The organism is Streptomyces hilarionis, assembly GCF_024539675.1.
In the GTDB taxonomy this organism is placed as follows: domain Bacteria; phylum Actinomycetota; class Actinomycetes; order Streptomycetales; family Streptomycetaceae; genus Streptomyces; species Streptomyces hilarionis.
The window spans coordinates 1-24,154 of sequence record NZ_JAHHIT010000067.1; the positions used below are offsets into that span (position 1 = coordinate 1).

The window sequence follows — 24,154 nt, forward strand, 5'->3', positions numbered from 1 at the left end:
GCGGGCCCGGGTGTTGTGCGGCCGGCGACCAGCCGGCGGCCGGACCGTGCCCCGGCTGGTGGGGCGGCGGCAGCGGAGAACCCACTGCGTGCTGCATCCGGTGCCACTCCGTCTCGTACAGGCGATGGGCGCTGGTTGTGGGGGCGCGGCCCCCCGTTCCCGGACAGCCTAAAGGGCGTGGGAGGTGCCCCCGTGCGAACGGTATCGCCCCCGGCTGTCGTTCGGTGAACGGCCGGGGGCGGTCCGAAGTGCCCGGTGCGGACGGCGAATCGGGCGGAAGCGGTCCGGGCGGACGCGTCCGCCCGGCTTCGGCGGTCCCTGTGCGCCCCGCGGCGGTCCTACTCGCCCACCTCGCCGTACGCGGCGAGCAGAACGGCCGGGTCGGGCCCTTCGAGGACGGTCGGCTTGGCCAGGCCGTCCAGGACGATGAAGCGCAGCAGGTCGCCGCGGGACTTCTTGTCGACCTTCATGTTCTCCAGCAGCTTGGGCCACTGGTCGTAGCGGTAGTGCAGCGGGAGGCCCACCGATTCCAGGACCGTGCGGTGCCGGTCGGCCGTCGCGTCGTCCAGCCGGCCCGCGAGGCGTCCCAGCTCGGCGGCGAAGTGCATGCCGACGGAGACGGCCGCGCCGTGCCGCCACTTGTAGCGCTCGTTCTTCTCGATGGCGTGCGCCAGGGTGTGGCCGTAGTTGAGGATCTCCCGCAGCCCGGACTCCTTGAGGTCGGACGACACGACGTCGGCCTTGACCCTGATGGAACGCTCGATGAGCTCGGCGGTGTGCGGGCCCTGCGGGGTGCGGGCGGCCTGCGGGTCGGACTCGATGAGGTCCAGGATCACCGGGTCGGCGATGAAGCCGGCCTTGATGATCTCGGCGAGCCCCGAGACGTAGTCGTTGACCGGCAGCGAGTCCAGCGCGGCGAGGTCGCAGAGCACCCCGGCCGGCGGGTGGAAGGAGCCGACGAGGTTCTTGCCCTCGGCGGTGTTGATGCCGGTCTTGCCGCCGACGGCCGCGTCGACCATGGCGAGCACGGTCGTCGGGACGGCGATCCAGCGCACCCCGCGCAGCCAGGTCGCGGCGACGAAACCGGCCAGGTCCGTGGTCGCGCCGCCGCCGACGCCCACGACGACGTCCGTGCGGGTGAAGCCGGACTGCCCGAGCGCCTTCCAGCAGTACGCGGCGACCTCGGCGGTCTTGGCCTCCTCCGCGTTGGGCACCTGGATGGCGACGGCCTCGAAGCCCTGCCCGGCCAGGTCGGCGCGGAGCGCGTCCCCGGTCTCGGCGAGCGCCTCGGGGTGGATCACGGCGACCCGCTTGACGCGGTCGCCGATCAGCCCGCCGAGCTCACCCAGCAGCTGACGGCCGACCAGCACCTCGTAGGGGTCCGTCCCCGCGCTGCCGCCGATCCGGATCCGCGTCACGGACTCGCTGCTCATGCTTCCTTCAACTCCAGTGCGTCCAGGGCTGCTTGGCTGACCTCTTCGGGCGTACGGCCGTCCGTGGTCACGACCGCGGTGGCGACGCCCTCGTACAGAGGGCGCCGGGCCTCCATCAACTCGCGCCACTGCTTGCGCGGGTTGACGGCGAGCAACGGGCGGGCCGCGTTCAGGCCGGTGCGCTTGACCGCCTCCTCGACGTCCATCGCCAGGTAGAGCACGCGCTGACCGGCCAGCAGGTCGCGCGTGTCCGGGTCCAGGATCGAGCCGCCGCCGAGCGCCAGGACGCCGTCGTGCTCGGCGAGGGCGCGCCGCACGGCCTGCTTCTCCATCGCACGGAAGGCGTCCTCGCCCTCGTCGACGAAGACCTCCGCGATGCTGCGCCCCGCCTCGGCGACGATGTCGTCGTCGGTGTCGCGGTAGGCGACGCCGAGCCGCTCGGCGAGCAGCTGCCCGACGGTGGACTTGCCGACGCCCATGGGGCCCACCAGGACGACGCGTGGCCCGCTCATCGGATGTGCAGGTTGTCGAGGTACGAGCGCACGTTGCGACGGGTCTCGACGACGCTGTCGCCGCCGAACTTCTCCGCCACCGCGTCCGCCAGCACCAGCGCGACCATCGCCTCGGCGACGATGCCGGCGGCCGGGACCGCGCACACGTCGGAACGCTGGTGATGCGCCTGGGTCGCCTCGCCCGTGGCGACGTCGACCGTCTGCAGGGCCCGCGGCACGGTCGCGATCGGCTTCATCGCCGCGCGCACGCGCAGCAGCTCGCCGGTGGTCAGTCCGCCCTCGGTGCCGCCGGAGCGGCCGGAGGCGCGCTTGATGCCGTCGCCGGTGGCGAGGATCTCGTCGTGCGCCTTCGAGCCCGGCACGCGCGCGAGGTCGAAGCCGTCGCCGACCTCCACGCCCTTGATCGCCTGGATGCCCATCAGCGCGGCGGCCAGCCGGGCGTCCAGCCGGCGGTCCCAGTGCACGTGCGAGCCGAGTCCGACCGGGACGCCGTAGGCCAGCACCTCGACGACGCCGCCGAGGGTGTCGCCGTCCTTGTGGGCCTGGTCGATCTCCGCGACCATCGCCTTCGACGCGTCCGCGTCCAGGCAGCGGACCGGGTCGGCGTCCAGCTTCTCGACGTCGGCCGGGGTCGGCAGGACGCCGTACGGCGCCTTGGCGGCGGCCAGCTCCACGACATGGGAGACGATCTCGATGCCGGCCGTCTCCTTGAGGTACGACCGGGCGACCGCGCCGAGGGCGACCCGGGCGGCGGTCTCCCGCGCGGAGGCGCGCTCCAGGATCGGGCGGGCCTCGTCGAAGCCGTACTTCTGCATGCCGGCGAGGTCGGCGTGGCCGGGGCGCGGCCGGGTGAGCGGGGCGTTGCGGGCGAGGCCCGCGAGGATCTCCGGGTCGACCGGGTCGGCCGCCATGACCTGTTCCCACTTGGGCCACTCCGTGTTGCCCACCATGACGGCGACCGGGGAACCCATGGTCAGACCGTGCCGGACGCCGCCGAGGAAGGTGATCTCGTCGCGCTCGAACTTCATCCGCGCACCGCGCCCATAGCCGAGCCGTCGCCGCGCGAGGTGGTCGGCGACCATCTCGGTGGTGATCGGCACGCCGGCGGGAAGGCCCTCCAGCGTCGCGACAAGTGCGGGACCGTGGGATTCCCCCGCGGTCAGCCAACGCAGCCTGCTCAACGATGCTCCTCAGTGCTCGCGCCCTGGTACTGCTCTGCGTACGCGCGTCCTTCGCGTACGTCGTCGGCGTGACCGGGTGCGCGGCCCTGGCCCGCCACCCCCGATCCTCCCACGTCCCGGCCCCGACGCCGGTCGCCGGTCCAGCAAGCGGACGGCGGGACGCCCGGGGCGGTCACGAGCGGTGCGGCGCCCGGCGGGAGGCGAGGGCCCGCTCGCCCGCCCGGCGCATGGCCTCCACCGGAGCCGGGGCGCGGCCGGTCATCTGCTCCACCTGGAGCACGGCCTGGTGCACCAGGAGGTCGAGGCCGCTGACCACGGCGCCGCCGTACATGGACCAGCGTGCGGCCAGCTCGGTCGGCCAGGGGTCGTAGAGCACGTCGAAGAGGGTGGCGGGACGCTCCGGCACCGAGGCGGCCAGGGCGTCGGTGGCGCCGGCCGGGGTGGTCGCGACGACCAGCGGGAAGCGCAGCGCGTCGGCGGCGTCCGCCCAGTCGGCGATCAGGACGTCGACGTCGAGGCGCTCGCCCCACTGCCGCATCTCGGCGGCGCGGGCCTGGCTGCGGACGTAGACGACGATCCGGCCGGCGCAGACCCGGGCGAGCGCGGCGAGCGCGGAGGACGCGGTGGCGCCGGCGCCGAGGATCGCGGCCGACTCGACCTGTTCGATTCCGCGCTCGCGCAGGGCGGCGACCATGCCGGGGATGTCGCTGTTGTCGCCGAGCCGGCGGCCGTCCTCGGCGAACACGAGGGTGTTGACGGCCTCGACGGAGGCCGCGGTCTCGCTGATCTCGTCGAGCAGCGGGATGACCGCGCGCTTCAGCGGCATGGTCAGCGACAGCCCGGTCCACTCGGCGCCCAGCCCGTCGAGGAAGGCGGGCAGGGCCTTCTCGTCGACGTCGAAGCGGTCGTAGGTCCAGCCGGTGAGTTCCAGCGCCTCGTACGCGGCGCGGTGCAGCGCCGGGGAGAGGGAGTGGGCGATGGGGCTGCCGAGCACGGCGGCCCGGCGGGCGTCAGTTGCCCGAGCTGGCATCGAACTTGTCCTTGAGTCGCTGGAACTCGGCGTAGGTCTTGGCGAATTCGGTGTTGCTCTTGCCGTCGGTCGCCACGAAGTAGATCCAGCCGGCGGAGGTCGGGTTGAGCGTGGCCCTCAGCGCGTCCTCGCCGGGATTGCCGATGGGACCGGGCGGCAGGCCCTTGTTGGTGTACGTGTTGTACGGGTCCTTGTTCTTGTTGATCTCGGACTCGCTGATGTGGATCTTGCTCTCGCCCTTCAGGTAGTTGAAGGTCGAGTCGAACTGGAGCAACTGGTTGGTCTGGTCGTTGGTGGGCTTGAGCCGGTTGTAGACGACTTCCGCCATCTTGCGGTAGTCGTCGTGCGTCTTGCCCTCGGCCTGGACCAGGCTGGCGACCGTGATGACCTGCAACGGGCTCTCCAGCTTGAGCGCCTTGGCCTTGGCCGCGAAGTCGAAGGTGCCGTACACGTCGTTGGCGTGGTCGACCATCGCCTTGAGGACCGTCTCCGGCTTCATGCCCTTGGCGGCGCCGTAGGTGCCCGGGAAGAGGAAGCCCTCCAGCGGGTCCTTGATGTCCTCGTTGTCGTCGGCCCACTTGGGCAGTCCGAGCGTCGTGTACTTGCTCTCGGCGACCTTCCTGGTGGCGCCCGGGGTGAGGCCGAGTTTGGCGTCGATGCTCCGGTAGACCGCCACGTTCCGCTGCCCCGGCGTCACCAGCACGTTGGCCTGGCTCTTGGGGTCGAGCATCATCGCGACGGCGTTCTTCGCGGACATCTGCTTCTTGAGGATGTACGCGCCCGCCTGGATCTTGCCGCCGTCCGGGTTGCTCGTGCACGCGGACACGAAGGCGTCGACGCTCTTGACGACGCCGGCCTCCTTCAGGAGACGGCCGATGTCCGCGCCGCCCGATCCCTTGGGAACCTCCACGCTCACGGTCTGGGCGGTGCCCGCGCCCGCGAAGTCCGGAGCCGCGCTGTAACGATTCTTGTAGTAGTGGTACCCGACGTAACCGACGCCGCCGAGGCCGCCGGCGAACACCAGGACGACGACGAGACAGGCACAGCCGTTGCGGCTCTTCTTCTTGTTCTTGACGCCCTTCGCGCCCTTGCCGCCGCGGCTTCGGCGCTTCCCGCCGTCCGGCTCCTCGTCGGGGTCGTCGGCGTCGGCGTCGCCGCCCGCGAAGAACGCGTGCTCACCCTGGTCGGGTCCCGGATCCCAGTCGGTGTGCTGCTCGGCCCCGGACTCCGGCGCCGCCTCGGGCTCCGGTTCGGCCGCGGGCTCGGGACGCCGCCGGGCGGGCGGCTCGGGCGGCGGATACGCGTCCTGGGTGCCGTAGAAGTCCGGCTGCTGTGCGCCGTAGGCGGCGGCCTGCTGGCCGTAGGGGTCGCCGGGGTCGGCCGCGTAGGGGACGTGGGCGTGCGTGCCCGTCCCGTCCCAGCCGCCCTCCTGGTATCCCTCGTGGTAACCCTGCGTCTGGTTCTGGTGGGCGTACTGCTGCTGGCCCTGGTCGGGGTACTGCTGCTGCCCGTAGCCCTGGTACTGGGGGTCGTAGGGAGCCTGTTGCCCGTCGTAGTGCTGCCCCTGCCCCTGACTCCAGTCTCCGTACTCCTGCTGCTGCGGGTGCTGCTCCTGGGGGTGCTGCTGCTGGGGGTGCTGCTGCTGGGGGTGCTGCTGCTGCGGGTAGTGGTGTTGCTGGTGGCCGCCGTAGGCAGGCTGCTGACCCGTGGGTGCCTGCTGCCCTTCCCATCCGCCGTCCCCGTACAACGGGTCCTCCGGATGCCACGGTTCGGAGCCTGGGCCCCGGCCATACTCAGTCATCGATCCCCTAGAGCCGCGAGGCGGCGATCACTCGGCTGTCGCGGGCCCGTCACCGTGCCGCCTCTCTCTGTGCGGTGGCTGTTCGAACACCACCACATCGCGCGGAACGTTACCGTATCGCGATCAGATGACCACTTCGACGCCCTCGCCCGGTGCTTCACCTGACACTCGTTCGGATTCCAGCGCCTGCTGAAGGATGATCACAGCCGCTGCCTGGTCGATCACCGAGCGGCCCTTCTTCGCCTTCACGCCCGAGGCGCGCAGTCCCTGAGCAGCCGTCACGGTCGTCATCCTCTCGTCCACCAGACGTACGGATACGGGAGCGATTCCGTTCGCCAGCTCCTGGGCGAATCCGCGCACCTTCACCGCGGCGGGCCCCTCGCCCCCCTTGAGGGAGCGAGGGAGGCCGACGACGACCTCGATCGGCTCGTACTCCTCGACCAGCTGCTTCAGCCGGCGGTGGGCCGCCGGGAGGTCCCGTCCGGGGACCGTCTCCACCGGAGTGGCGAGGATCCCGTCGGGGTCGCACGAGGCGACCCCGATCCGGGCGTCCCCGACGTCGATCGCGAGTCGACGGCCCCTGCGCATCGGCTCGCTCACTTGGCCGTTTCCGCCACGAGCCGCTCGACGGCGTCGACGGCGTCGCCGACGGCGGCCGCGTTCTGGCCGCCGCCCTGGGCGACGTCCGGCTTGCCGCCACCGCCGCCGCCGAGCGTCTTGGCGGCCGTGCGGACCAGGTCGCCCGCCTTGAGGCCGCGCTCGCGGGCGGCCTCGTTGGTGGCGATGACCGTCAGCGGCTTGCCGTTGTTCACCGTGAACAGGGCGACGACAGCGGCCCGTCCGCCCTGGATGCGACCGCGCACGTCGAGCACCAGTCGGCGCAGGTCGTCCGGCGTGGTGCCGTCCGGGACCTGGCCGGTGACGACGGCGACGCCGCGGACGTCCTTGGCGGACTCCACCAGACCGGCGGCGGCCTGGAGGACCTTCTCCGCGCGGAACTTCTCGATCTCCTTCTCGGCGTCCTTCAGCTTGCCGAGCATGGCGGAGACCTTCTCCGGGAGCTCCTCCGGACGCCCCTTGATCAGCTCCTGGAGCTGGGCGACGACCGTGTGCTCACGGGCCAGGAAGTTGTAGGCGTCGACGCCGACGAGGGCCTCGATGCGGCGGACGCCCGAGCCGATGGAGGACTCGCCGAGCAGCTTCACCAGGCCCAGCTGGGCGGTGTTGTGCACATGCGTGCCGCCGCACAGCTCCTTGGAGAAGTCGCCGATGGTGACGACGCGCACGCGTTCGCCGTACTTCTCGCCGAACTCGGCGATGGCACCCTGCTTCTTGGCCTCGTCGATGCCCATGACCTCGGCCTGGACGTCGAGTTCGCGGGCGAGCACCTCGTTGATCTTCTGCTCGACGTCGGTCATCACGGCCGTGGGAACGGCGGCCGGGGAGCCGAAGTCGAAGCGGAAGCGGCCGGGCTGGTTCTCGGAACCGGCCTGGGCGGCCGACGGACCGAGGGCGTCGCGCAGCGCCTGGTGGGTGAGGTGGGTGGCGGAGTGGGCGCGGGCGATGGCCGTACGGCGGCGCCGGTCGATCGAGGCGTGGGCCTTGGCTCCGACCGTGACCTCGCCGACCTGGACGACGCCCTTGTGCACGTACACGCCGGGGACCGGCTTCTGGGTGTCGCGGATCTCGACGATCGCGCCGGTGTCCACCCGGATGCGGCCGGTGTCGCCGATCTGGCCGCCGCCCTCGGCGTAGAACGGGGTGCGGTCCAGGACGATCTCGACCTCGTCGCCCTCGGAGGCGGCGGGCGAGGAGGCGCCGTCGACGAGGATGCCGACGATCGTCGACTCGCCCTCGGTGTCGGAGTAGCCGATGAACTCGGTCGCCCCGGCCTGGTCGGCGATCTCGCGGTAGGCGCCCGCCCCGGCGTGGCCGGTCTTCTTGGCCCGGGCGTCGGCCTTGGCCTTGTCCCGCTGCTCCTTCATCAGGCGGCGGAAGCCGTCCTCGTCCACGGAGAGGCCCTGTTCGGCGGCCATCTCCAGGGTGAGGTCGATCGGGAAGCCCCAGGTGTCGTGCAGCAGGAAGGCCTTGTCGCCGGCGAGGACGGCGCCGCCGGTCTGCTTCGTCTCGGTGATGGCCGTGTCGAGGATGTTCGTGCCGGCCTTCAGCGTCTTGAGGAAGGCGGCCTCCTCGGCCAGCGCCACCGTCTCGATGCGCTGCCGGTCGGTGACGAGCTCCGGGTACTGCTGGCCCATCATCCCGATGACCGTGTCGATCAGGTCCTTGACGACCGGACCGGTGGCGCCGAGGAGGCGCATGTTGCGGATGGCTCGGCGCATGATGCGGCGCAGGACGTAGCCGCGGCCCTCGTTGCCGGGGGTGACGCCGTCGCCGATGAGCATCACGGACGTGCGCATGTGGTCGGTGACCACGCGCAGGGAGACGTCCGAGTCGTGGGCCCGGCCGTACTCGACGCCGGTCAGCTCGGTGGCCTTCTTGATGACGGCCATGGAGGTGTCGATCTCGTACATGTTCTGCACGCCCTGCAGAATCATGGCGAGGCGCTCCAGGCCGAGGCCCGTGTCGATGTTCTTGCTCGGCAGTTCGCCGAGGATCTCGAAGTTGTCCTTGCCGATGCCCTCGCCGCGCTCGTACTGCATGAAGACGAGGTTCCAGATCTCCACGTACCGCTCGTCGTTGACGGCGGGGCCGCCCTCGACGCCGAACTCGGGGCCGCGGTCGTAGTTGATCTCGGAACACGGTCCGCAGGGGCCGGGGACGCCCATGGACCAGTAGTTGTCCTTCATGCCGAGGCGCTGGATGCGCTCCTTGGGCACGCCGACGACCTCGTGCCAGATGCGCTCGGCCTCGTCGTCGTCCTGGTAGACGGTGATCCAGAGCTTCTCCGGCTCCAGGCCGTAACCGCCCTTGTCCTGGGGGCTGGTGAGCAGCTCCCAGGCGTACTGGATCGCGCCTTCCTTGAAGTAGTCGCCGAAGGAGAAGTTGCCGCACATCTGGAAGAACGTGCCGTGGCGGGTGGTCTTGCCGACCTCTTCGATGTCGGGCGTGCGCACGCACTTCTGCACGCTGGTGGCGCGCGCCCACGGCGGCTTGACCTCACCGAGGAAGTACGGCTTGAAGGGGACCATGCCGGCGGGGACGAGGAGCAGAGTCGGGTCGTCCGCGATGAGCGACGCCGAAGGGACGACGGTGTGCCCGCGCTCCTCGTAGAAGCTCAGCCAGCGGCGGCGAATCTCGGCCGACTCCATCAGTGGTCCTCATTCCGGTTGTACGGGTTCTTCTGCTGCGGGTACGTCGTGTCGTCGTGGCGCACGGAGCGCCTGGACGGGCTGCGGTCGCCCTCGATGGCGGGGTACCGCCGGGGTGCGGGGAGCGCGGGGTCCTCGTGGATCCCGAGCGCCTCCCCCAGTTCGGCCTCGCGCTGGGCCATGTTGTCGCGGACGTCGAGCGCGAAGCCGACCGCCCGGTCCTTGAGGCGGGCTCCCGTCTCGAGCGCCTTGTTGGCCGCGGCGGCGGCCAGGCTCTCGGGGGTCAGCTGCCTCAGCTTGCGGTTGACCTTGGTGGTGGCCCAGACACCGGCGGCGACGCCCGTGCTGAACCAGAAGGTGCGGCGGAACATCGCTGGCTCTCAGTCCCTCTTTCCACGGGGCTTGCGCTTCTCCCGCCGGGAGACCGTGCGGCCCACGATCACGGTACGCCGGGGGTCCCCGGCGGGCATGCCGTCCTTGCGGCCGCCGAGGGCGCGCCGGACGCCGTAGCCGAAGGCGGCGACCTTCACCAGGGGGCCGCCGAACGTGGAGGCGACCGTGGTGGACAGCGCCGAGGCGTTCGACGTGACTTCCTGGACGTCGGTGGCGATCGCGTCGACCCGGTCGATCTGGGTCTGCGCGGAGCGCACCGCCGCGGAGGCGTCGGCGAGCAGCGGGACGGCCTGTTCGGTCACGTCCGCGACGAGTCTGGTCGTCGCGCTGAGCGTCTGGGCCAGCCTCGCCAGCGCGACGGCGAGGAAGGAGACCAGGATCGCCCAGAACACGGCCACCAGGATGCCGGCCACCTCTCCACCGGACACTGCGCACCCGCTCCCTGTGCTGACGGACAGCTGTCTCTACAGCTCCTCTGGAGGCGAGCCTATCGCGCCGACGCGGCCGGTCCGTACCGCATTAGGGGTGCGCGAAGGCCCGCCGCCCCGCCCGCCGGGAAGGGCGGGGGGACGACGGGCCGGGGCGCGGAAGTCCTACGACGGCCGCGGGCCGATCCGGGAGGGGATCAGCGGGCGTAGTACTCGACGACGAGCTGCTCGTCGCAGATCACGGGGATCTCCTTGCGGTTCGGCTCGCGGTCCAGGCGGAAGGCCAGGGCGCCGAGGTTCACCTGGAGGTAGCGCGGGGTCTCGCCGTCGGGGGCGAAGCCACCGGCGCGGGCGACCTCGAACAGCGTCTTGCCGCGGCTGCGCTCGCGGACCATCACGACGTCGTCGGGACGGACGCGGAAGGAGGGCTTGTCGACCTTCTGGCCGTTGACCTCGATGTGGCCGTGGACGACCATCTGGCGGGCCTGGTAGATCGTGCGGGCGATGCCCGAACGCAGGACCAGCGCGTCGAGGCGGCGCTCGAGCTCGATGATCAGGGCCTCACCGGTCTTGCCCTGGACCTTGGAGGCACGCTCGTAGGCGCGGACGAGCTGACGCTCGGACACGTCGTACTGCGCGCGCAGACGCTGCTTCTCGAGCAGACGGACCTTGTAGTCCGAGTTCTGCTTGCGGCCACGGCCGTGCTCGCCCGGCGGGTAGGGACGGGCCTCGAAGTACTTGACGGCCTTCGGGGTGAGCGCGATGCCGAGGGCACGCGACTTCTTGACCTTGGGGCGGGACTGGTTCGCCACTGTCTCTCATTTCCTGGTTTCGGCTTGTCAGGGTGGAGGGAGGTCGCAATCCGCAGCCGGGGAAACCCGTCGGGTCCGCACGGGACCTGTCGGGCAGCCGCTCCCCTGGTCTGGGCACATACGTGCAGCACGCGAGTGGCCCACCGGCCGTCCCCGGGTAACCGGGCGGTGGTGGGCTGCCCGCGACACCTTCGACGGTGCGCGACGCTCCTTGGAGCCGGTCCGAAGAACCGTGCTCCGGCTGACTGTCCCGTTCTGACTGCACGGGACGCAGCGCTTCGGGCGAGTCTACAGGGTGCTCAGGACCCCTTGCGACCGAGGCGCTGCCGGGTCCATTCGACGGCGTCCGCGTAGCGGGCCTCGGCTCCGTGCCGGGTGGGGGTGTAGTACTCCCGGTCGTGGACCGCGTCCGGCGCGTACTGCTGGGCGGCGATGCCCTCCGGCAGGTCGTGCGGGTACACGTACCCCTGGGCGTGGCCCAGTTTGGCGGCGCCCTTGTAGTGCCCGTCCCTCAGGTGCGGCGGGACCGGACCGGCCAGGCCCTTGCGGACGTCCTCCAGGGCGGCGCCGATCGCCGTCGTCGCGGCGTTCGACTTGGGGGCCAGGGCGAGGGCGATGGTGGCGTGGCTGAGCGTGAGGGCGGCCTCCGGGAAACCGATCATCGCGACGGCCTGGGCGGCGGCGACCGCGAGGGGCAGGGCGTTCGGGTCGGCGAGGCCGATGTCCTCGCTGGCGGAGATCATCAGCCGGCGGGCGATGAAGCGCGGGTCCTCGCCGGCCTCGATCATGCGGGCCAGATAGTGCAGGGCGGCGTCGACGTCCGACCCCCTGATGGACTTGATCAGGGCGCTGGCGACGTCGTAGTGCTGGTCGCCGTCGCGGTCGTACTTCACGGCCGCCCGGTCGACGGTCTGTTCCAGCGTCTCAAGGCTGATCCGGGTCTCGTCCTGGTCGAGGGCGGCGCCGGCGGCGGCCTCCAGGGCGGTCAGGGCGCGGCGGGCGTCGCCGCCGGCGATGCGCAGGAGGTGGGCCTCGGTCTCCTCGGGGAGGGTGACGGCGCCCTTGAGGCCGCGTTCGTCGGCCAGGGCGCGCCGCACGAGGCCGCGCAGGTCGTCGTCGGTGAGGGGTTCGAGGGTCAGCAGCAGCGAGCGGGACAGCAGCGGGGAGATGACCGAGAAGTAGGGGTTCTCGGTGGTCGCCGCGATCAGCGTCACCCAGCGGTTCTCGACGGCCGGGAGGAGGGAGTCCTGCTGGGCCTTGCTGAAGCGGTGGATCTCGTCGAGGAAGAGGACGGTCTCCTTGCCGAAGCCTCCGATGGCGCGGCGGGCGCCGTCGATGACCGCGCGGACCTCCTTGACGCCGGCGGTGATGGCGGACAGCTCCACGAACCGCTTGTCGGTGGCCTTGGAGACGACGTACGCCAGGGTGGTCTTGCCGGTGCCGGGCGGTCCCCACAGGATGACCGAGGAGGGGCCGGCCGGCCCCTTGGCGCCGTCGCCGACCAGGCGGCGCAGGGGCGAGCCCGGTTTCAGCAGGTGCTGCTGGCCCACCACCTCGTCGAGGGTGCGCGGGCGCATGCGGACCGCCAGGGGGCTCCCGGCGGGGTCCTTCTCCTGGCGGTCTTCGGCTGCGGCGGTGAACAGGTCGGGCTCCACACGTCGGAGCCTACGTCAGGGGTACGACACTCCTGTCCGGAGTCGGGTCCGGCTGCCGCCGGGGGCTCGGCCGCCCTGCGCGGGGGCCGAGCCGGTCCGGCCGCGGGCACGCGCCCGCGGCCCGGCGCCTCACGCCCAGAGGTCGGCGCCCCAGCGGGTGAACACCAGCATGGCGATGATGCCGACGTGGGTGGCGGGCAGGACCCAGGTGAACTCGCCGAAGAACCGCTTGAGCCCGTCCGGCGCCGGCAGGAAGTCGTTGCGCAGGTTGAACGAGGTGACGTACCAGAACATGGTGATCGTCGCGACCCAGGCCAGCGAGCACCACAGGCACAGGGCGTTGATGTTGTACAGCGACTGGTACTGGAGCCAGGTGACGAAACCCACGCCGAACAGCGTGCCGAAGTTGAACGTCAGCCAGTACCAGCGGGGGAAGCGGGCGCCGGCCAGCAGGCTCATGCCGACGCAGATGACGATGCCGTAGGCGACCAGGCCGAGCATCGGGTTCGGGAAGCCGAAGACGGAGGCCTGCTTGCTCTCCATGACGCTGCCGCAGCTGATGATCGGGCTGATGCTGCAACTGGGCGTGAAGGTCTTGCCCTCGGCCTTGGCCTCGAGGATCTTCATCTTGTCGATCGTGATGACCCAGGCGGCGAGCAGGCCGGCCGCACCGGTGATCAGCAGCAGGATCGCGAACGCACGGCTGCCGCCCACGGTCCGCGGCCCCGTCGCGGCGACGCGTCCGGGCTCGGATTCCGTGGAGACGTCTTTGACTGTCGTCTTGCTCATCACGCCGATCCGTCACTTGAGAGTTGGACCATCTTCGGACACGGGACATTGTGCCGCACCGGAGTGCGTCTCCACCGTTCGGCGGACATAAGGAAGTACGCGCGGCAGGTCCGCAGCGTTCGGTTTCGGCCGATGGACGAGGCCGGGCAGCACACGCGAACGAAGGGTGCCGGATCGCACGACCCGGCACCCCGCACACCCCGCCCCGGCCCGCCCGGCCCGGACAGGCCCTAGCCCAGCCTCGACTCCAGCTCGGCCACGATCTCGTTCACGCCGATCGCCCGCTGCTCGCCGGACTCCATGTCCTTGAGCTGGACGACGCCCTCGGCGAGGTCGCGTTCGCCGGCGACGACCGTGTAGCGGGCGCCGCTGCGGTTGGCGTTCTTCATGGCGCCCTTGAGCCCCTTGGCGCCGTAGGAGAAGTCGGCCGCGACACCGAGCCTGCGCAGCTCGGTGACCTTGGCGAAGAGCACCCGGCGGGCCTCCTCGCCGAGCGGCACGGCGAAGACGGAGGTGGTGGCGGGCAGTTCCAGCCGCACGCCCTCCGCCTCCAGCGCCAGCACCGTGCGGTCGACGCCCAGCGCCCAGCCCACCGACGGCAGCGCGGGGCCGCCGATCATCTCGGAGAGCCCGTCGTAGCGGCCGCCGCCGCCCACCGCGGACTGCGAGCCCAGGCCGTCGTGGACGAACTCGAAGGTCGTCCGGGTGTAGTAGTCGAGGCCGCGGACCAGCTTCGGGTCGTCCTCGAACGCGACGCCGGCCGCCGTGATCAGCTCGCGGACCTCCTCGTGGTACGCCTTGCAGGCGTCGCAGAGGTAGTCGCGCAGCAGCGGCGCGTCACCGAGCTGCTTCTGCACGGACTCGCGCTTGTCGTCCAGGACCCGCAGCGGGTTGATCTCCGCGCGGCGCAGCGTGTCCTCGTCGAGGTCGAGGCCGCGCAGGAAGGTCTGGAGCGCCTCCCGGTACACCGGGCGGCACTCCTTGTCGCCCAGGCTGTTGAGCAGGATGCGGAAGTTCCGCAGCCCGAGCGAGCGGTACGCCTGGTCGGCGAGGATGATCAGCTCGGCGTCGAGCGCCGGGTCCTCGGCGCCGATCGCCTCCGCGCCGACCTGCGAGAAGTGCCTGTAGCGGCCCTTCTGGGGGCGCTCGTAGCGGTAGTACGAGCCGGAGTACCAGAGTTTGACCGGGAGGTTGCCCGCCTTGTGCAGGTTGGCCTCGAGCGCGGCGCGCAGCACGGACGCCGTGCCCTCGGGGCGCAGCGCGAGGCGGTCGCCGCCCTTGGTCTCGAAGGCGTACATCTCCTTCGTCACGATGTCGGTCGACTCGCCGACGCCGCGCGCGAAGAGCTCCACGTTCTCGAAGCCGGGCGTCTCGATGTAGCCGTAGCCGGAATTGCGCAGCGGCGCGGCGATGGCCTCGCGGACGGCGAGGTACGTGGCGCTGTCCGGCGGGATGAGGTCGTACGTGCCCTTGGGGGCCTGGAAGGTGCTCACGGAAGGTCTCTCGTCACATTCCTCGTCGGGGAGGGGTGCGCGCACCCGCTCCCTGGCCGTCGGCCGCCACCTGCCGCAGATACGGGTTGGCGGCGCGCTCCTGGCCGATGGTCGTCTGGGGGCCGTGGCCGGACAGCACCACGGTCGAGTCCTCGAGCGGCAGGCACACGCGGGCCAGCGAGTCGAGCATCTCGGCCATGTCGCCGCCGGGCAGGTCGGTGCGTCCGATGGAGCCGGCGAACAGCAGGTCGCCGGAGAAGAAGACCGACGGGATGTCGGCCGTCTCCGGCATCCGGAAGGTCACCGACCCCTTGGTATGGCCCGGCGCGTGCGCGACGGAGAACTCCAGACCGGCCAGGTCCAGGCTCGTGCCGTCGGTCAGCTCGCGGACGTCGCCCGGCTCCCCCACCGTCAGCTCGCCCATGAGCGGCATCCCGATGGACCGGCCCAGCGCCTTCTCCGGGTCGCTCATCATGTACCGGTCCTCGGGGTGGATCCAGGCCGGCACGTCGTGTGCGCCGCAGACCGGGACGACCGAGGCCACATGGTCGATGTGGCCGTGGGTGAGGACGACGGCGACGGGCTTGAGCCGGTGCTTGCGCACCGCTTCCTCGACTCCCTGGGCAGCCTGGTGGCCCGGGTCGATGATCACGCACTCCTCACCGGCGGCGGGGGCGACGAGATAACAGTTCGTCCCCCAGGCCCCGGCGGGGAACCCGGCAATGAGCACGATCGTCCTTCGTTTGTGTCGATACGCGTGGGCTTCTGGCGGCTGCGCCAGTGGTCAGAGCCTACCGGCGCTGCCGATTCCTCAGCGAACCCATATACGGTACGGGGCACACGCAGGCGGTCGGCTCACAAGACGCACGCGTCCCAGTCGACGTACGAGACGCACGAGGAGAGAACCCGGTGGTCACCCAGGAACAGCGGAAGCGTCAGCTCGCCCGGGAGAAGTTCTTGCGGCAGCAGCAGCGGCGCACGAACGCCCGACGCAAGGCGCGTATGCGCAACTCGGTGATCGCGTCGGTGCTCGGCGTCGTCGTCATCGGCAGCGTGGCGCTGTACACGACGGGTGTCCTCAAGAACGACGACGACAAGAAGTCGGACGCCAGTGCGCAGACGTCGCCGTCGGCCGCGCCCAGCGCCGCGAAGGACCCGTGCGAGAAGCCGGCCGCCGGCGCGGTCAAGAAGCTGACCTGGAAGAAGGAGCCGGCCGTCACGATCGACGCGTCGGCGAAGTACACGATGACGCTCGCGACGACCTGCGGCGACATCGGCATAGCGCTCAAGGCGAAGGCCGCGCCGCACACGGTGAACTCGTTCGACTTCCTCGCCGGCAAGGGCTTCTTCGACCACACCAAGTGCCACCGGCTGACCACCAACGGGATCTACGTGTTGCAGTGCGGCGACCCGACGGGCAGCGGCAGCGGCGGGCCCGGTTACACCATTCCGGACGAGAACCTGAAGGACGCCAGTCTCAAGTCGAACGTCTATCCGGCGGGCACGGTCGCGATGGCCAACACCGGCCAGGCGCACACCGGTGGCAGCCAGTTCTTCCTCGTCTACCAGGACAGCCAGCTGCCGCCCAGCTACACGCCGTTCGGGACGCTGACGGCCGACGGCATGAAGGTCCTGAAGAAGATCGCCGCCGCGGGCGAGAACACCGGAGCGGGCGACGGCGCCCCGAACGCGACGGTCGTGATCAACAAGGCGACGGTCGCGAAGTCCTGACGACGACCTGACGACGGGGCGACGACAAGGGGCGGTCAACTGCGCAATTTCGGTCGCGCTGGATGCGGACAGGCGGCCCGCCGGTCGCCTATGTTGGCCGTGACGAAACTGTGGACGATGCCCAGGGGCGCCGAAGCCCCTCGGAGGCATCATGTGGAGGAGGCGCTGTGAGCAGCGACCCGTGGGGCCGCGTCGACGAGACGGGCACCGTGTACGTGCGTACGGCCGACGGCGAGCAGGTGGTCGGTTCCTGGCAGGCGGGCTCCCCCGAGGAAGCCCTGGCCTATTTCGAGCGCAAGTACGAGGGCCTGGTTGTCGAGATCGGCCTCCTCGAGAAGCGAGTGCAGACCACCGACCTGTCGGCCAAGGACGCCCAGGTCGCGATCGACCACATCCGCGAGCAGGTCGACGCGCATCACGCGGTCGGCGATCTCCAGGCGTTGCGGGAGCGGCTGGACAAGCTGGTGGCGACCGTCGAGTCGCGACGCGAGGAGCGCAAGCAGCAGCGGGCCAAGCAGTCCGACGAGGCCCGCAAGGCCAAGGAGGACCTGGTCGCCGAGGCGGAGCAGCTGGCGCAGTCCGACCAGTGGCGGGCCGCCGGTGAACGGCTGCGGGCGCTGGTGGACACCTGGAAGGGTCTGCCCCGGCTGGACCGCAAGTCGGACGACGAGCTGTGGCACCGGTTCTCGCACGCGCGCTCGGCGTTCTCCAAGCGCCGCAAGGCGCACTTCGCGCAGCTGGACGCGCAGCGCGAGGAGGCCAGGCGCATCAAGGAGCGGCTGGTCTCCGAGGCCGAGGCGCTGTCGGGTTCGACGGACTGGGGTCCGACGGCGGCGCGCTACCGCGAGCTGATGGCGGAGTGGAAGGCGGCGGGCCGTGCCCAGCGCGAGCACGAGGACGACCTGTGGAACCGCTTCCGCGGCGCCCAGGACGTCTTCTTCGCCGCGCGCAGCTCGGTGTTCGCCGAGCGCGACGCGGAGCAGACGGAGAACCTGAAGCTCAAGGAGGAGCTGGCCGAGGAGGCCGAGAAGCTGCTCCCGATCGGCGACCTGAAGGCGGCGCGGGCCGCGTTCCGCTCGATCAACGAGCGCTGGGAGGCCATCGGCCACGTCCCGCGGGACGCCCGGCCGAAGGTCGAGGGCCGGATGCACGCCGTGGAGCGGGCGATCCAGGAGTCCGAGGAGACCGAGTGGCGCCGGACGAACCCGGAGGCACGCGCGCGTGCCGCGGGTCTGACCGGTCAGCTCCAGGGCGCCGTGGACAAGCTGAAGGGCCAGATCGAGCAGGCGCGCGCGCAGGGCAACTCCGCGCGGGCCGACAAGCTGGAGCGCGAGCTCGAAGGCCGTCAGGCGCTGCTGGACCAGGCGTTGAAGGGTCTGCAGGAGTTCGGCGGCTGACCTCCCGGCCGGCCGTATGACGAAGAGGCCCCCGTACCTCGTGTACGGGGGCCTCTCGCGTGCCGCGCTACGGGCGGCGGGCCGATGTCACCCGGTACACGTCGTAGACGCCCTCGACGCCGCGTACGGCCTTCAGGACGTGTCCCAGGTGCTTGGGGTCGCCCATCTCGAAGGTGAAGCGGGAGGTGGCCACCCGGTCCCGGGAGGTCTGGACGGCCGCGGAGAGGATGTTGACGTGCTGGTCGGAGAGCACCCGGGTGACGTCCGAGAGGAGACGGGACCGGTCCAGCGCCTCGACCTGGATGGCGACCAGGAAGACCGAGGACTGCGTCGGCGCCCACTCGACGTCGAGGATCCGCTCCGGCTCGCGGGACAGTGACTCCACGTTGACGCAGTCGCTGCGGTGGACCGACACACCGCTGCCGCGGGTGACGAAGCCGATGATCGGGTCGCCAGGGACGGGGGTGCAGCAGCGGGCCAGCTTGACCCAGACGTCGTCGACGCCCTTGACGACCACGCCCGGGTCCTGGTTGCTGCGCCGCTTGCGGCTACGGGCGCGGGACGGCGGGACCGCGTCGTCCATCTCCTCGGAGGCCGCCTCCTCGCCGCCGAGCGCCTGCACCAGCTTCTGCACGACGTTCTGCGCGGCCACATGGCCCTCGCCGATCGCCGCGTACAGCGAGGAGATGTCCGGGTAGCGCATCTCGTGGGCGAGGGTGACCAGGGAGTCGCCGGTGAGGATGCGCTGGATGGGCAGGTTCTGCTTGCGCATGGCGCGCGCGATGGCGTCCTTGCCCTGCTCGATCGCCTCGTCGCGGCGCTCCTTGGAGAACCACGCCCGGATCTTGTTGCGGGCCCGCGGCGACTTGACGAAGTTCAGCCAGTCCCGTGAGGGCCCGGCCCCGGCCGCCTTGGAGGTGAAGACCTCCACCAGGTCGCCGTTGTCGAGGGTCGACTCCAGCGGCACCAGACGCCCGTTGACCCGGGCTCCTATCGTGCGGTGGCCGACCTCGGTGTGGACCGCGTAGGAGAAGTCCACCGGTGTGGCGCCGGCCGGCAGCGCGATGACGTCACCCTTGGGGGTGAAGACGAAGACCTCGTTGCGCGACAGGTCGAAGCGCAGGGACTCCAGGAACTCGCCGGGGTCCTCGGTCTCCTTCTGCCAGTCGAGGAGCTGGCGCAGCCACGCCATGTCGTTGAGGTGGTCGTCCTTGCCGGTGGTCCTCGGCTGGTCGGAGCGCACCTTGGAGGCACCGGCCACGGCCTCCTGCTTGTACTTCCAGTGGGCGGCGATGCCGTACTCGGCGCGGCGGTGCATGTCGAACGTGCGGATCTGGAGTTCGACGGGCTTTCCGTTGGGGCCGATGACCGTCGTGTGCAGCGACTGGTACATGTTGAACTTGGGCATCGCGATGTAGTCCTTGAACCGGCCGGGGACCGGGTTCCATCGCGCGTGCACCGTGCCGAGGGCCGCGTAGCAGTCGCGGACGGTGTCCACCAGGACGCGGATGCCCACCAGGTCGTAGATCTCCGCGAAGTCACGGCCGCGGACGATCATCTTCTGGTAGACGCTGTAGTAGTGCTTCGGGCGGCCGGTGACGGTCGCCTTGATGCGGGCGGCGCGCAGGTCGGCCTGGACCTCGTCGGTCACTATGGCCAGGTACTCGTCACGCTTCGGCGCCCTCTCGGCCACCAGCCGTACGATCTCGTCGTACATCTTGGGGTAGAGGATCGCGAAGGCGAGGTCCTCCAGCTCCCACTTGATGGTGTTCATGCCGAGGCGGTGGGCGAGCGGCGCGTAGATCTCCAGCGTCTCGCGCGCCTTCTTCTCCTGCTTCTCGCGCTTGAGGTAGCGCATGGTGCGCATGTTGTGCAGCCGGTCGGCGAGCTTGATGACCAGGACGCGCGGGTCCTTGGCCATGGCGACGACCATCTTGCGCACGGTCTCGGCCTGCGCGGCCTCGCCGAACTTGACCTTGTCGAGCTTGGTGACGCCGTCGACCAGCAGGGCCACCTGGTCGCCGAAGTCGCGGCGCAGGTCCTCCAGGCCGTACTCGGTGTCCTCGACGGTGTCGTGCAGCAGGCCGGCCATGAGCGTCGCCGGGTCCATGCCCAGCTCGGCGAGGATCGTCGTCACCGCGAGCGGGTGCGTGATGTAGGGGTCGCCGCTCTTGCGCTTCTGGCCGCGGTGCCAGCGCTCGGCGACCTGGTAGGACTTCTCGATCTGGCGCAGCGTCGCCGTCTCGATCTTGGGGTCGTTGCTGCGCACTATCCGCAGCAGGGGCTCCAGGACCGGGTTGTAGGGGTTCTGGCGCTGGACGCCGAGCCGGGCCAGACGGGCGCGGACGCGGTTGGAGGAGCCGGAGCGGGCGGGCGGCTGCGCGGCGGCGGCCGGACGGGGAGCCGGCGCGGCCGAGGAGGCCTCGGGCGGGGCGGGCTTGGGGCGCGGCTGCTCGTCCGGCTTGTCGACGGGCGCGGAACGGTCGTGCTCGACCGGCCCGCTGCTGTCGTCGTGCGGGTGCGACGCGGGCGCGGCCGCGGGGCCCGAGGCGGACTCGGGCTTGGCGGCGGTCAGGTGCTGGGCCTCGTCTGGCAAGAGGACTCCTCGTGCGCGATCCGGGTCCCCGGTCAGGCTCCGGAGCACCCATCGTAGCGATCCCGGGCCGGGGGATCGCCTTCAGGCCGATGAGAGGCCCGTTCACGGGAGGAACGCACGAGGCGGGCGCCGGAATTCCTCCGGCGCCCGCCCGCTCGCGTACGGCCGTGGTCAGATGGTCAGCAGTGACTCCAGGGGAGCTCCGCCGAGGGCTGCCTCCAGCCGGGGCCGGCCCGGCAGGAAGCCCAGCTCCATGAGGACGGCGACGCCCGCGACCTCGGCGCCCGCCCGGTGGATGAGCTGGATCGCCGCCTCGGCGGTGCCGCCGGTCGCCAGGACGTCGTCGACGATGAGGACCCGGTCGCCCGCGCTCAGGTCCTCCGCGTGCACCTCGATCTCGGCCGAGCCGTACTCCAGGTCGTAGGCCTGGGCGAGGGTCGCTCCGGGGAGCTTGCCCGCCTTGCGCACGGGGATGAAGCCGAGGCCGGCGCGGACGGCGACCGGGGCGCCCAGGATGAAGCCCCTGGCCTCCAGGCCGACGACCTTGGTCGCGCCGGTGCGGACGGCCGTCGCCGCGAAGGCGTCGGTGAGCACGGTGAACGCCGCCGGGTCCGCCAGGAGCGGGGTGATGTCCTTGAACATCACGCCCGGCTCCGGGTAGTCGGCCACGTCGCGGATGCGGCTGAGCAGCAGCGTCTGGAGGTCGGTGGTCTCGGTCACCGGCGCTTCCCCGACGGACGGCCGCGGCCGCGGCCACGGGAGGAGGTCTGGTTGCGCGGTCCGACGACCGCCGGGGCGGCGTCGTCCGGATCGTCGTCGTAGGCGTCGGCGTCGGGCGCACCGGCCGGCTGCGGCTCGTTGCCGGCCTGGGCGCGCTTGGCCAGCACCCGCTTCCTCAGCGCCTTGATCTGCGGCTCGCGCTCCTTGAGGTCGGCGACGAGCGGCGTGGCGATGAAGATCGAGGAGTAGGCGCCGGCGGCGAGGCCGACGAACAGCGACAGCGAGATGTCGTTGAGCGTGCCCGCGCCGAGGAAGCCGCCGCCGATGAACAGCAGGCCCGCCACCGGCAGCAGCGCGACGACCGTGGTGTTGATCGAACGGACCAGGGTGCCGTTGATCGACCGGTTGGCGATCTCGCTGTAGGTGAAGCGGGTCTGCTTGGTGAGGTCCTTCGTCTGCTCCTTGAGGGAGTCGAAGACGACCACCGTGTCGTACAGCGAGTAACCGAGGATCGTCAGCAGACCGATCACCGTGCCGGGCGTGACCTCGAAGCCGACGAGGGCGTAGATGCCGACGGTGATGGTGATGTCGTGGATCAGGGCGACGAGGGCCGCGATGGCCATCCGCCACTCGAAGGCGATCGCCAGGTAGATCACGACCAGGACCATGAAGATCGCCAGGCCCTGCCAGGCCTTGTTGGCGATCTGGTCGCCCCAGCTCGGACCGACCAGTTCGGCGGTGATCGTCTCCGGGTCGGTCTTGAGGTCCTGGGCCAGGTCGTTCTTGATCTTGTTGGACTCCTGGATGTCCATGCCGGCGATCTGGATGCGCAGCGTGCCGTTGCCCAGCTTCTGCACGACCGCGTCGTGGCCGGAGGCGTCCTTGGCGTACTCCTCGGCCTGGGAGACGGAGACGCTGGTCTTCTCCGTGGTGAAGACGGCGCCGCCCTGGAAGTCGATGCCCATGTTCAGGCCGCGCACCGCCAGGCCGAGGATGGCCGTGATGGTGATCAGGATGGAGATGCCGTACCAGAGCTTGCGGTGGCCGATGAAGTCATAGCTGACCTCGCCACGGTGCAGTCGGGCGCCGAGATTGCCGAGTTTCGACATCGCTCAGGCCTCCTTCGTCTCGACGGGGCCGGCGCCGGGACCGGAGGGACGGCGGGTGCGGCGGATCGGCGGTTTGGCGCCCAGCCCCTTCGGGTCGAGGCCGGACCACTTGTGGCCGCTGGCGAAGAACTTCCGCCGGGCGATGAGCGTCATCAGCGGCTTGGTGAAGAAGAAGACCACGACCACGTCGAGGACGGTGGTCAGGCCCAGGGTGAACGCGAAGCCCTGGACCTTGCCGACGGTGACGACGAACAGCACGGCGGCGGCGAGGAACGACACGAAGTCGGAGACCAGGATGGTGCGCCGGGCGCGCGGCCAGGCGCGCTCGACGGCCGGGCGCAGGGTGCGGCCCTCGCGGATCTCGTCCCGGACCCGTTCGAAGTACACGATGAAGGAGTCCGCCGTGATGCCGATGGCGACGATGGCGCCGCAGACCGCCGGCAGGTTCAGCGCGAAGCCGATGGCCGGGCCGAGCAGCGCCATGAGCACGTAGGTGAGGGCGGCGGAGACGAGCAGCGAGGCCATCGCGATGAGCGACAGACCGCGGTAGTAGGCCACCAGGTACAGGACGACCAGGGCGAGGCCGATGGCGCCCGCGAGCAGACCGGCGTGCAGCTGGTCCCCGCCGAGGGCCGCGGTCACGGTGGTGACGCTCTGCGTCTTGAAGGACAGCGGGAGCGCGCCGTACGACAGCATGTTGGCGAGGCTCTGGGCCTCATCCTGCTGGAAGCTGCCGGAGATCTGGGCCTGGCCGCCGGTGATCGCGCTGCGCACGTAGGGGCTGGAGACGACGTCGCCGTCGAGCACGATGGCGAACTCGTTCTGCGGCTGCTGGTTCTGCGCGAGCTGACCCGTGACGGCGGCGAACTTCTTGGAGCCGTTGCCGGTGAAGTTCATGTTGACCTGCCAGCCGGCCGCACCCTGGGTGTCGAAGACGGCCTGGGCCTTCTTGACGTCGGTGCCGTCGACGGCCGCCGGGCCGAGGAGGTACTTGTACCAGACCTTGTCGACCTCGCCGCAGGCCACGGTCGGCACGCCGGGCTTGACGCCCTCGCCGGCCTTGGTGCGCGCGGCCTTGTCGGTGCAGTCCAGGGCCGCGAACTTGGCCTGGAGCGCGGCGTCGGCGCCGGTGGAGGCGCCGCCGGACGGCTTGGCGGACGGGCTCGGGGAGGAGCCGGCCTTGGCGCTCGCGGAGGCCGAGGGGGTGCCGTCGGCCTTCAGGCCGTCGGTGACGGCACGGCCCTGAGAGGTGGCCGAGGCCGACGGGGACGTCGAGGAGGTCGCCTTCTCACCGGTGCCGGAGGCGCTCGCCGAGGGGCTCGCGGACGAGCTCGGAGAGGCGCTCGAACCGCCGCTCGCGGACGCGCTCGGCGAGGGGGTGGCGGCGGCGGGACCCGTGGCCTCCTGGGCCAGGACCGGACGGAAGTACAGCTTGGCGGTGGTGCCCACCTGCTGTTGCGCTTCCTCGGAGTTGGTGCCCTTGGGGATGTTGACGATGATGTTGCGTTCGCCCTGGGTCTGCACCTCCGCCTCGGAGACGCCCAGCCCGTTGACACGGCGGTTCATGATGTCGACCGCGGTGTCCATGTTGGCCTTGTTGATCGCGGATCCCTGGTCGGCCTTCGCCTCCAGCGTGATGCTGGTACCGCCGGCAAGGTCGATGCCGAGACGCGGAGTGGTGTGACCGGAGGCGAACATGCCTCCGGTGAGCCCCACGATGGCGATCAGGATCAGGGCCAGCGAGCGCCATGGTTTGCTCTGGGCACTCGCGCTCCGGCCCTTCTTAGGTGCTGCCACCTTCTCGT

General features: G+C 70.8%; 21 protein-coding genes. 2 read left to right on the forward strand and 19 right to left on the reverse strand.

The genetic code is table 11. From position 1 onward, the window contains the following. From KMS84_RS17550 to KMS84_RS17620, 15 genes are all read right to left on the reverse strand, one after another. Positions 1-97: Pro-rich N-terminal domain-containing protein (locus KMS84_RS17550; protein ID WP_256917222.1), on the reverse strand; the 97-nt coding region annotated here is incomplete at its 3' end. Between the two features lie 241 nt (positions 98-338). Then, entirely contained in the window at positions 339-1,433 is a 1,095-nt protein-coding gene (aroB, locus tag KMS84_RS17555; RefSeq protein WP_256917179.1) for a 3-dehydroquinate synthase, read from the reverse strand. Further along, the gene (locus KMS84_RS17560) at positions 1,430-1,945 is read right to left on the reverse strand and encodes a shikimate kinase (protein WP_256917180.1); all 516 of its coding nucleotides are present in this window, start codon (positions 1,943-1,945) and stop codon (positions 1,430-1,432) included. Before KMS84_RS17560 ends, aroB begins: the two co-directional genes overlap by 4 nt. Then, complete coding sequence (aroC, locus tag KMS84_RS17565) at positions 1,942-3,126, reverse strand: chorismate synthase (RefSeq protein WP_069771906.1); 1,185 nt, start codon at positions 3,124-3,126, stop codon at positions 1,942-1,944. Before aroC ends, KMS84_RS17560 begins: the two co-directional genes overlap by 4 nt. Before the next feature lie 172 nt (positions 3,127-3,298). Then, complete coding sequence (locus KMS84_RS17570; RefSeq protein WP_256917181.1) at positions 3,299-4,156, reverse strand: shikimate dehydrogenase; 858 nt, start codon at positions 4,154-4,156, stop codon at positions 3,299-3,301. Continuing rightward, entirely contained in the window at positions 4,137-5,957 is a 1,821-nt protein-coding gene (gene mltG / locus KMS84_RS17575; RefSeq protein ID WP_256917182.1) for an endolytic transglycosylase MltG, read from the reverse strand. Before mltG ends, KMS84_RS17570 begins: the two co-directional genes overlap by 20 nt. A gap of 123 nt (positions 5,958-6,080) precedes the next feature. Next, complete coding sequence (gene ruvX, locus KMS84_RS17580) at positions 6,081-6,545, reverse strand: Holliday junction resolvase RuvX (RefSeq protein ID WP_256917223.1); 465 nt, start codon at positions 6,543-6,545, stop codon at positions 6,081-6,083. A gap of 8 nt (positions 6,546-6,553) precedes the next feature. Continuing rightward, positions 6,554-9,226 (reverse strand): alanine--tRNA ligase, encoded by a 2,673-nt coding sequence (alaS, locus tag KMS84_RS17585; RefSeq protein WP_256917183.1) that lies wholly within the window; start codon positions 9,224-9,226, stop codon positions 6,554-6,556. Continuing rightward, positions 9,226-9,597, reverse strand: coding sequence for a hypothetical protein (locus KMS84_RS17590; RefSeq protein WP_256917184.1), 372 nt, complete (start codon positions 9,595-9,597; stop codon positions 9,226-9,228). The genes alaS and KMS84_RS17590 overlap by 1 nt, the downstream gene beginning before the upstream one ends. A 9-nt stretch (positions 9,598-9,606) precedes the next feature. After that, positions 9,607-10,047 (reverse strand): DUF948 domain-containing protein, encoded by a 441-nt coding sequence (locus KMS84_RS17595; protein WP_256917185.1) that lies wholly within the window; start codon positions 10,045-10,047, stop codon positions 9,607-9,609. A gap of 197 nt (positions 10,048-10,244) precedes the next feature. After that, on the reverse strand, positions 10,245-10,859 hold the full coding sequence (rpsD, locus tag KMS84_RS17600; RefSeq protein WP_069771900.1) for a 30S ribosomal protein S4: 615 nt from the start codon (positions 10,857-10,859) through the stop codon (positions 10,245-10,247). A gap of 299 nt (positions 10,860-11,158) precedes the next feature. Then, complete coding sequence (locus KMS84_RS17605; RefSeq protein WP_256917186.1) at positions 11,159-12,514, reverse strand: replication-associated recombination protein A; 1,356 nt, start codon at positions 12,512-12,514, stop codon at positions 11,159-11,161. Between the two features lie 129 nt (positions 12,515-12,643). Beyond that, positions 12,644-13,303 (reverse strand): vitamin K epoxide reductase family protein, encoded by a 660-nt coding sequence (locus KMS84_RS17610; protein ID WP_256917187.1) that lies wholly within the window; start codon positions 13,301-13,303, stop codon positions 12,644-12,646. 230 nt (positions 13,304-13,533) lie between these two features. Next, positions 13,534-14,796, reverse strand: coding sequence for a histidine--tRNA ligase (gene hisS / locus KMS84_RS17615; RefSeq protein WP_256917188.1), 1,263 nt, complete (start codon positions 14,794-14,796; stop codon positions 13,534-13,536). A 13-nt stretch (positions 14,797-14,809) separates the two neighbouring features. Continuing rightward, positions 14,810-15,526 (reverse strand): MBL fold metallo-hydrolase, encoded by a 717-nt coding sequence (locus KMS84_RS17620; RefSeq protein WP_256917189.1) that lies wholly within the window; start codon positions 15,524-15,526, stop codon positions 14,810-14,812. Between the two features lie 179 nt (positions 15,527-15,705). Here KMS84_RS17620 and KMS84_RS17625 point away from each other — a divergent pair, with 179 nt between their 5' ends. Further along, entirely contained in the window at positions 15,706-16,527 is an 822-nt protein-coding gene (locus KMS84_RS17625; RefSeq protein WP_256917190.1) for a peptidylprolyl isomerase, read from the forward strand. 167 nt (positions 16,528-16,694) lie between these two features. Next, positions 16,695-17,924 carry a DUF349 domain-containing protein gene (locus KMS84_RS17630; RefSeq protein ID WP_256917191.1) on the forward strand — a complete coding sequence of 410 codons (1,230 nt, stop codon included), beginning with the start codon at positions 16,695-16,697 and terminating at the stop codon, positions 17,922-17,924. Positions 17,925-17,991: 67 nt separating this feature from the next. Here KMS84_RS17630 and KMS84_RS17635 read toward each other — a convergent pair whose 3' ends face one another. The 4 genes from KMS84_RS17635 to secD all read right to left on the reverse strand — a co-directional run bounded on the left by KMS84_RS17635 (position 17,992) and on the right by secD (position 24,146). After that, entirely contained in the window at positions 17,992-20,520 is a 2,529-nt protein-coding gene (locus KMS84_RS17635) for a RelA/SpoT family protein (protein WP_256917192.1), read from the reverse strand. A gap of 171 nt (positions 20,521-20,691) precedes the next feature. After that, positions 20,692-21,240 (reverse strand): adenine phosphoribosyltransferase, encoded by a 549-nt coding sequence (locus KMS84_RS17640; RefSeq protein WP_256917193.1) that lies wholly within the window; start codon positions 21,238-21,240, stop codon positions 20,692-20,694. Next, complete coding sequence (secF, locus tag KMS84_RS17645; RefSeq protein WP_256917194.1) at positions 21,237-22,349, reverse strand: protein translocase subunit SecF; 1,113 nt, start codon at positions 22,347-22,349, stop codon at positions 21,237-21,239. Before secF ends, KMS84_RS17640 begins: the two co-directional genes overlap by 4 nt. Before the next feature lie 3 nt (positions 22,350-22,352). Further along, positions 22,353-24,146 carry a protein translocase subunit SecD gene (gene secD / locus KMS84_RS17650; protein ID WP_256917195.1) on the reverse strand — a complete coding sequence of 598 codons (1,794 nt, stop codon included), beginning with the start codon at positions 24,144-24,146 and terminating at the stop codon, positions 22,353-22,355. Positions 24,147-24,154 lie beyond the last annotated feature (8 nt).

Coding starts and splice junctions, on each gene's coding strand:
- KMS84_RS17570 (WP_256917181.1), bottom strand. CDS start 4,156: ATGCCAGCTCGGGCAACTGACGCCCGCCGGGCCGCCGTGCTCGGCAGC.
- KMS84_RS17590 (WP_256917184.1), bottom strand. CDS start 9,597: ATGTTCCGCCGCACCTTCTGGTTCAGCACGGGCGTCGCCGCCGGTGTC.
- secF (WP_256917194.1), bottom strand. CDS start 22,349: ATGTCGAAACTCGGCAATCTCGGCGCCCGACTGCACCGTGGCGAGGTC.
- alaS (WP_256917183.1), bottom strand. CDS start 9,226: ATGGAGTCGGCCGAGATTCGCCGCCGCTGGCTGAGCTTCTACGAGGAG.
- aroB (WP_256917179.1), bottom strand. CDS start 1,433: ATGAGCAGCGAGTCCGTGACGCGGATCCGGATCGGCGGCAGCGCGGGG.
- mltG (WP_256917182.1), bottom strand. CDS start 5,957: ATGACTGAGTATGGCCGGGGCCCAGGCTCCGAACCGTGGCATCCGGAG.
- KMS84_RS17560 (WP_256917180.1), bottom strand. CDS start 1,945: ATGAGCGGGCCACGCGTCGTCCTGGTGGGCCCCATGGGCGTCGGCAAG.
- ruvX (WP_256917223.1), bottom strand. CDS start 6,545: ATGCGCAGGGGCCGTCGACTCGCGATCGACGTCGGGGACGCCCGGATC.
- KMS84_RS17610 (WP_256917187.1), bottom strand. CDS start 13,303: ATGAGCAAGACGACAGTCAAAGACGTCTCCACGGAATCCGAGCCCGGA.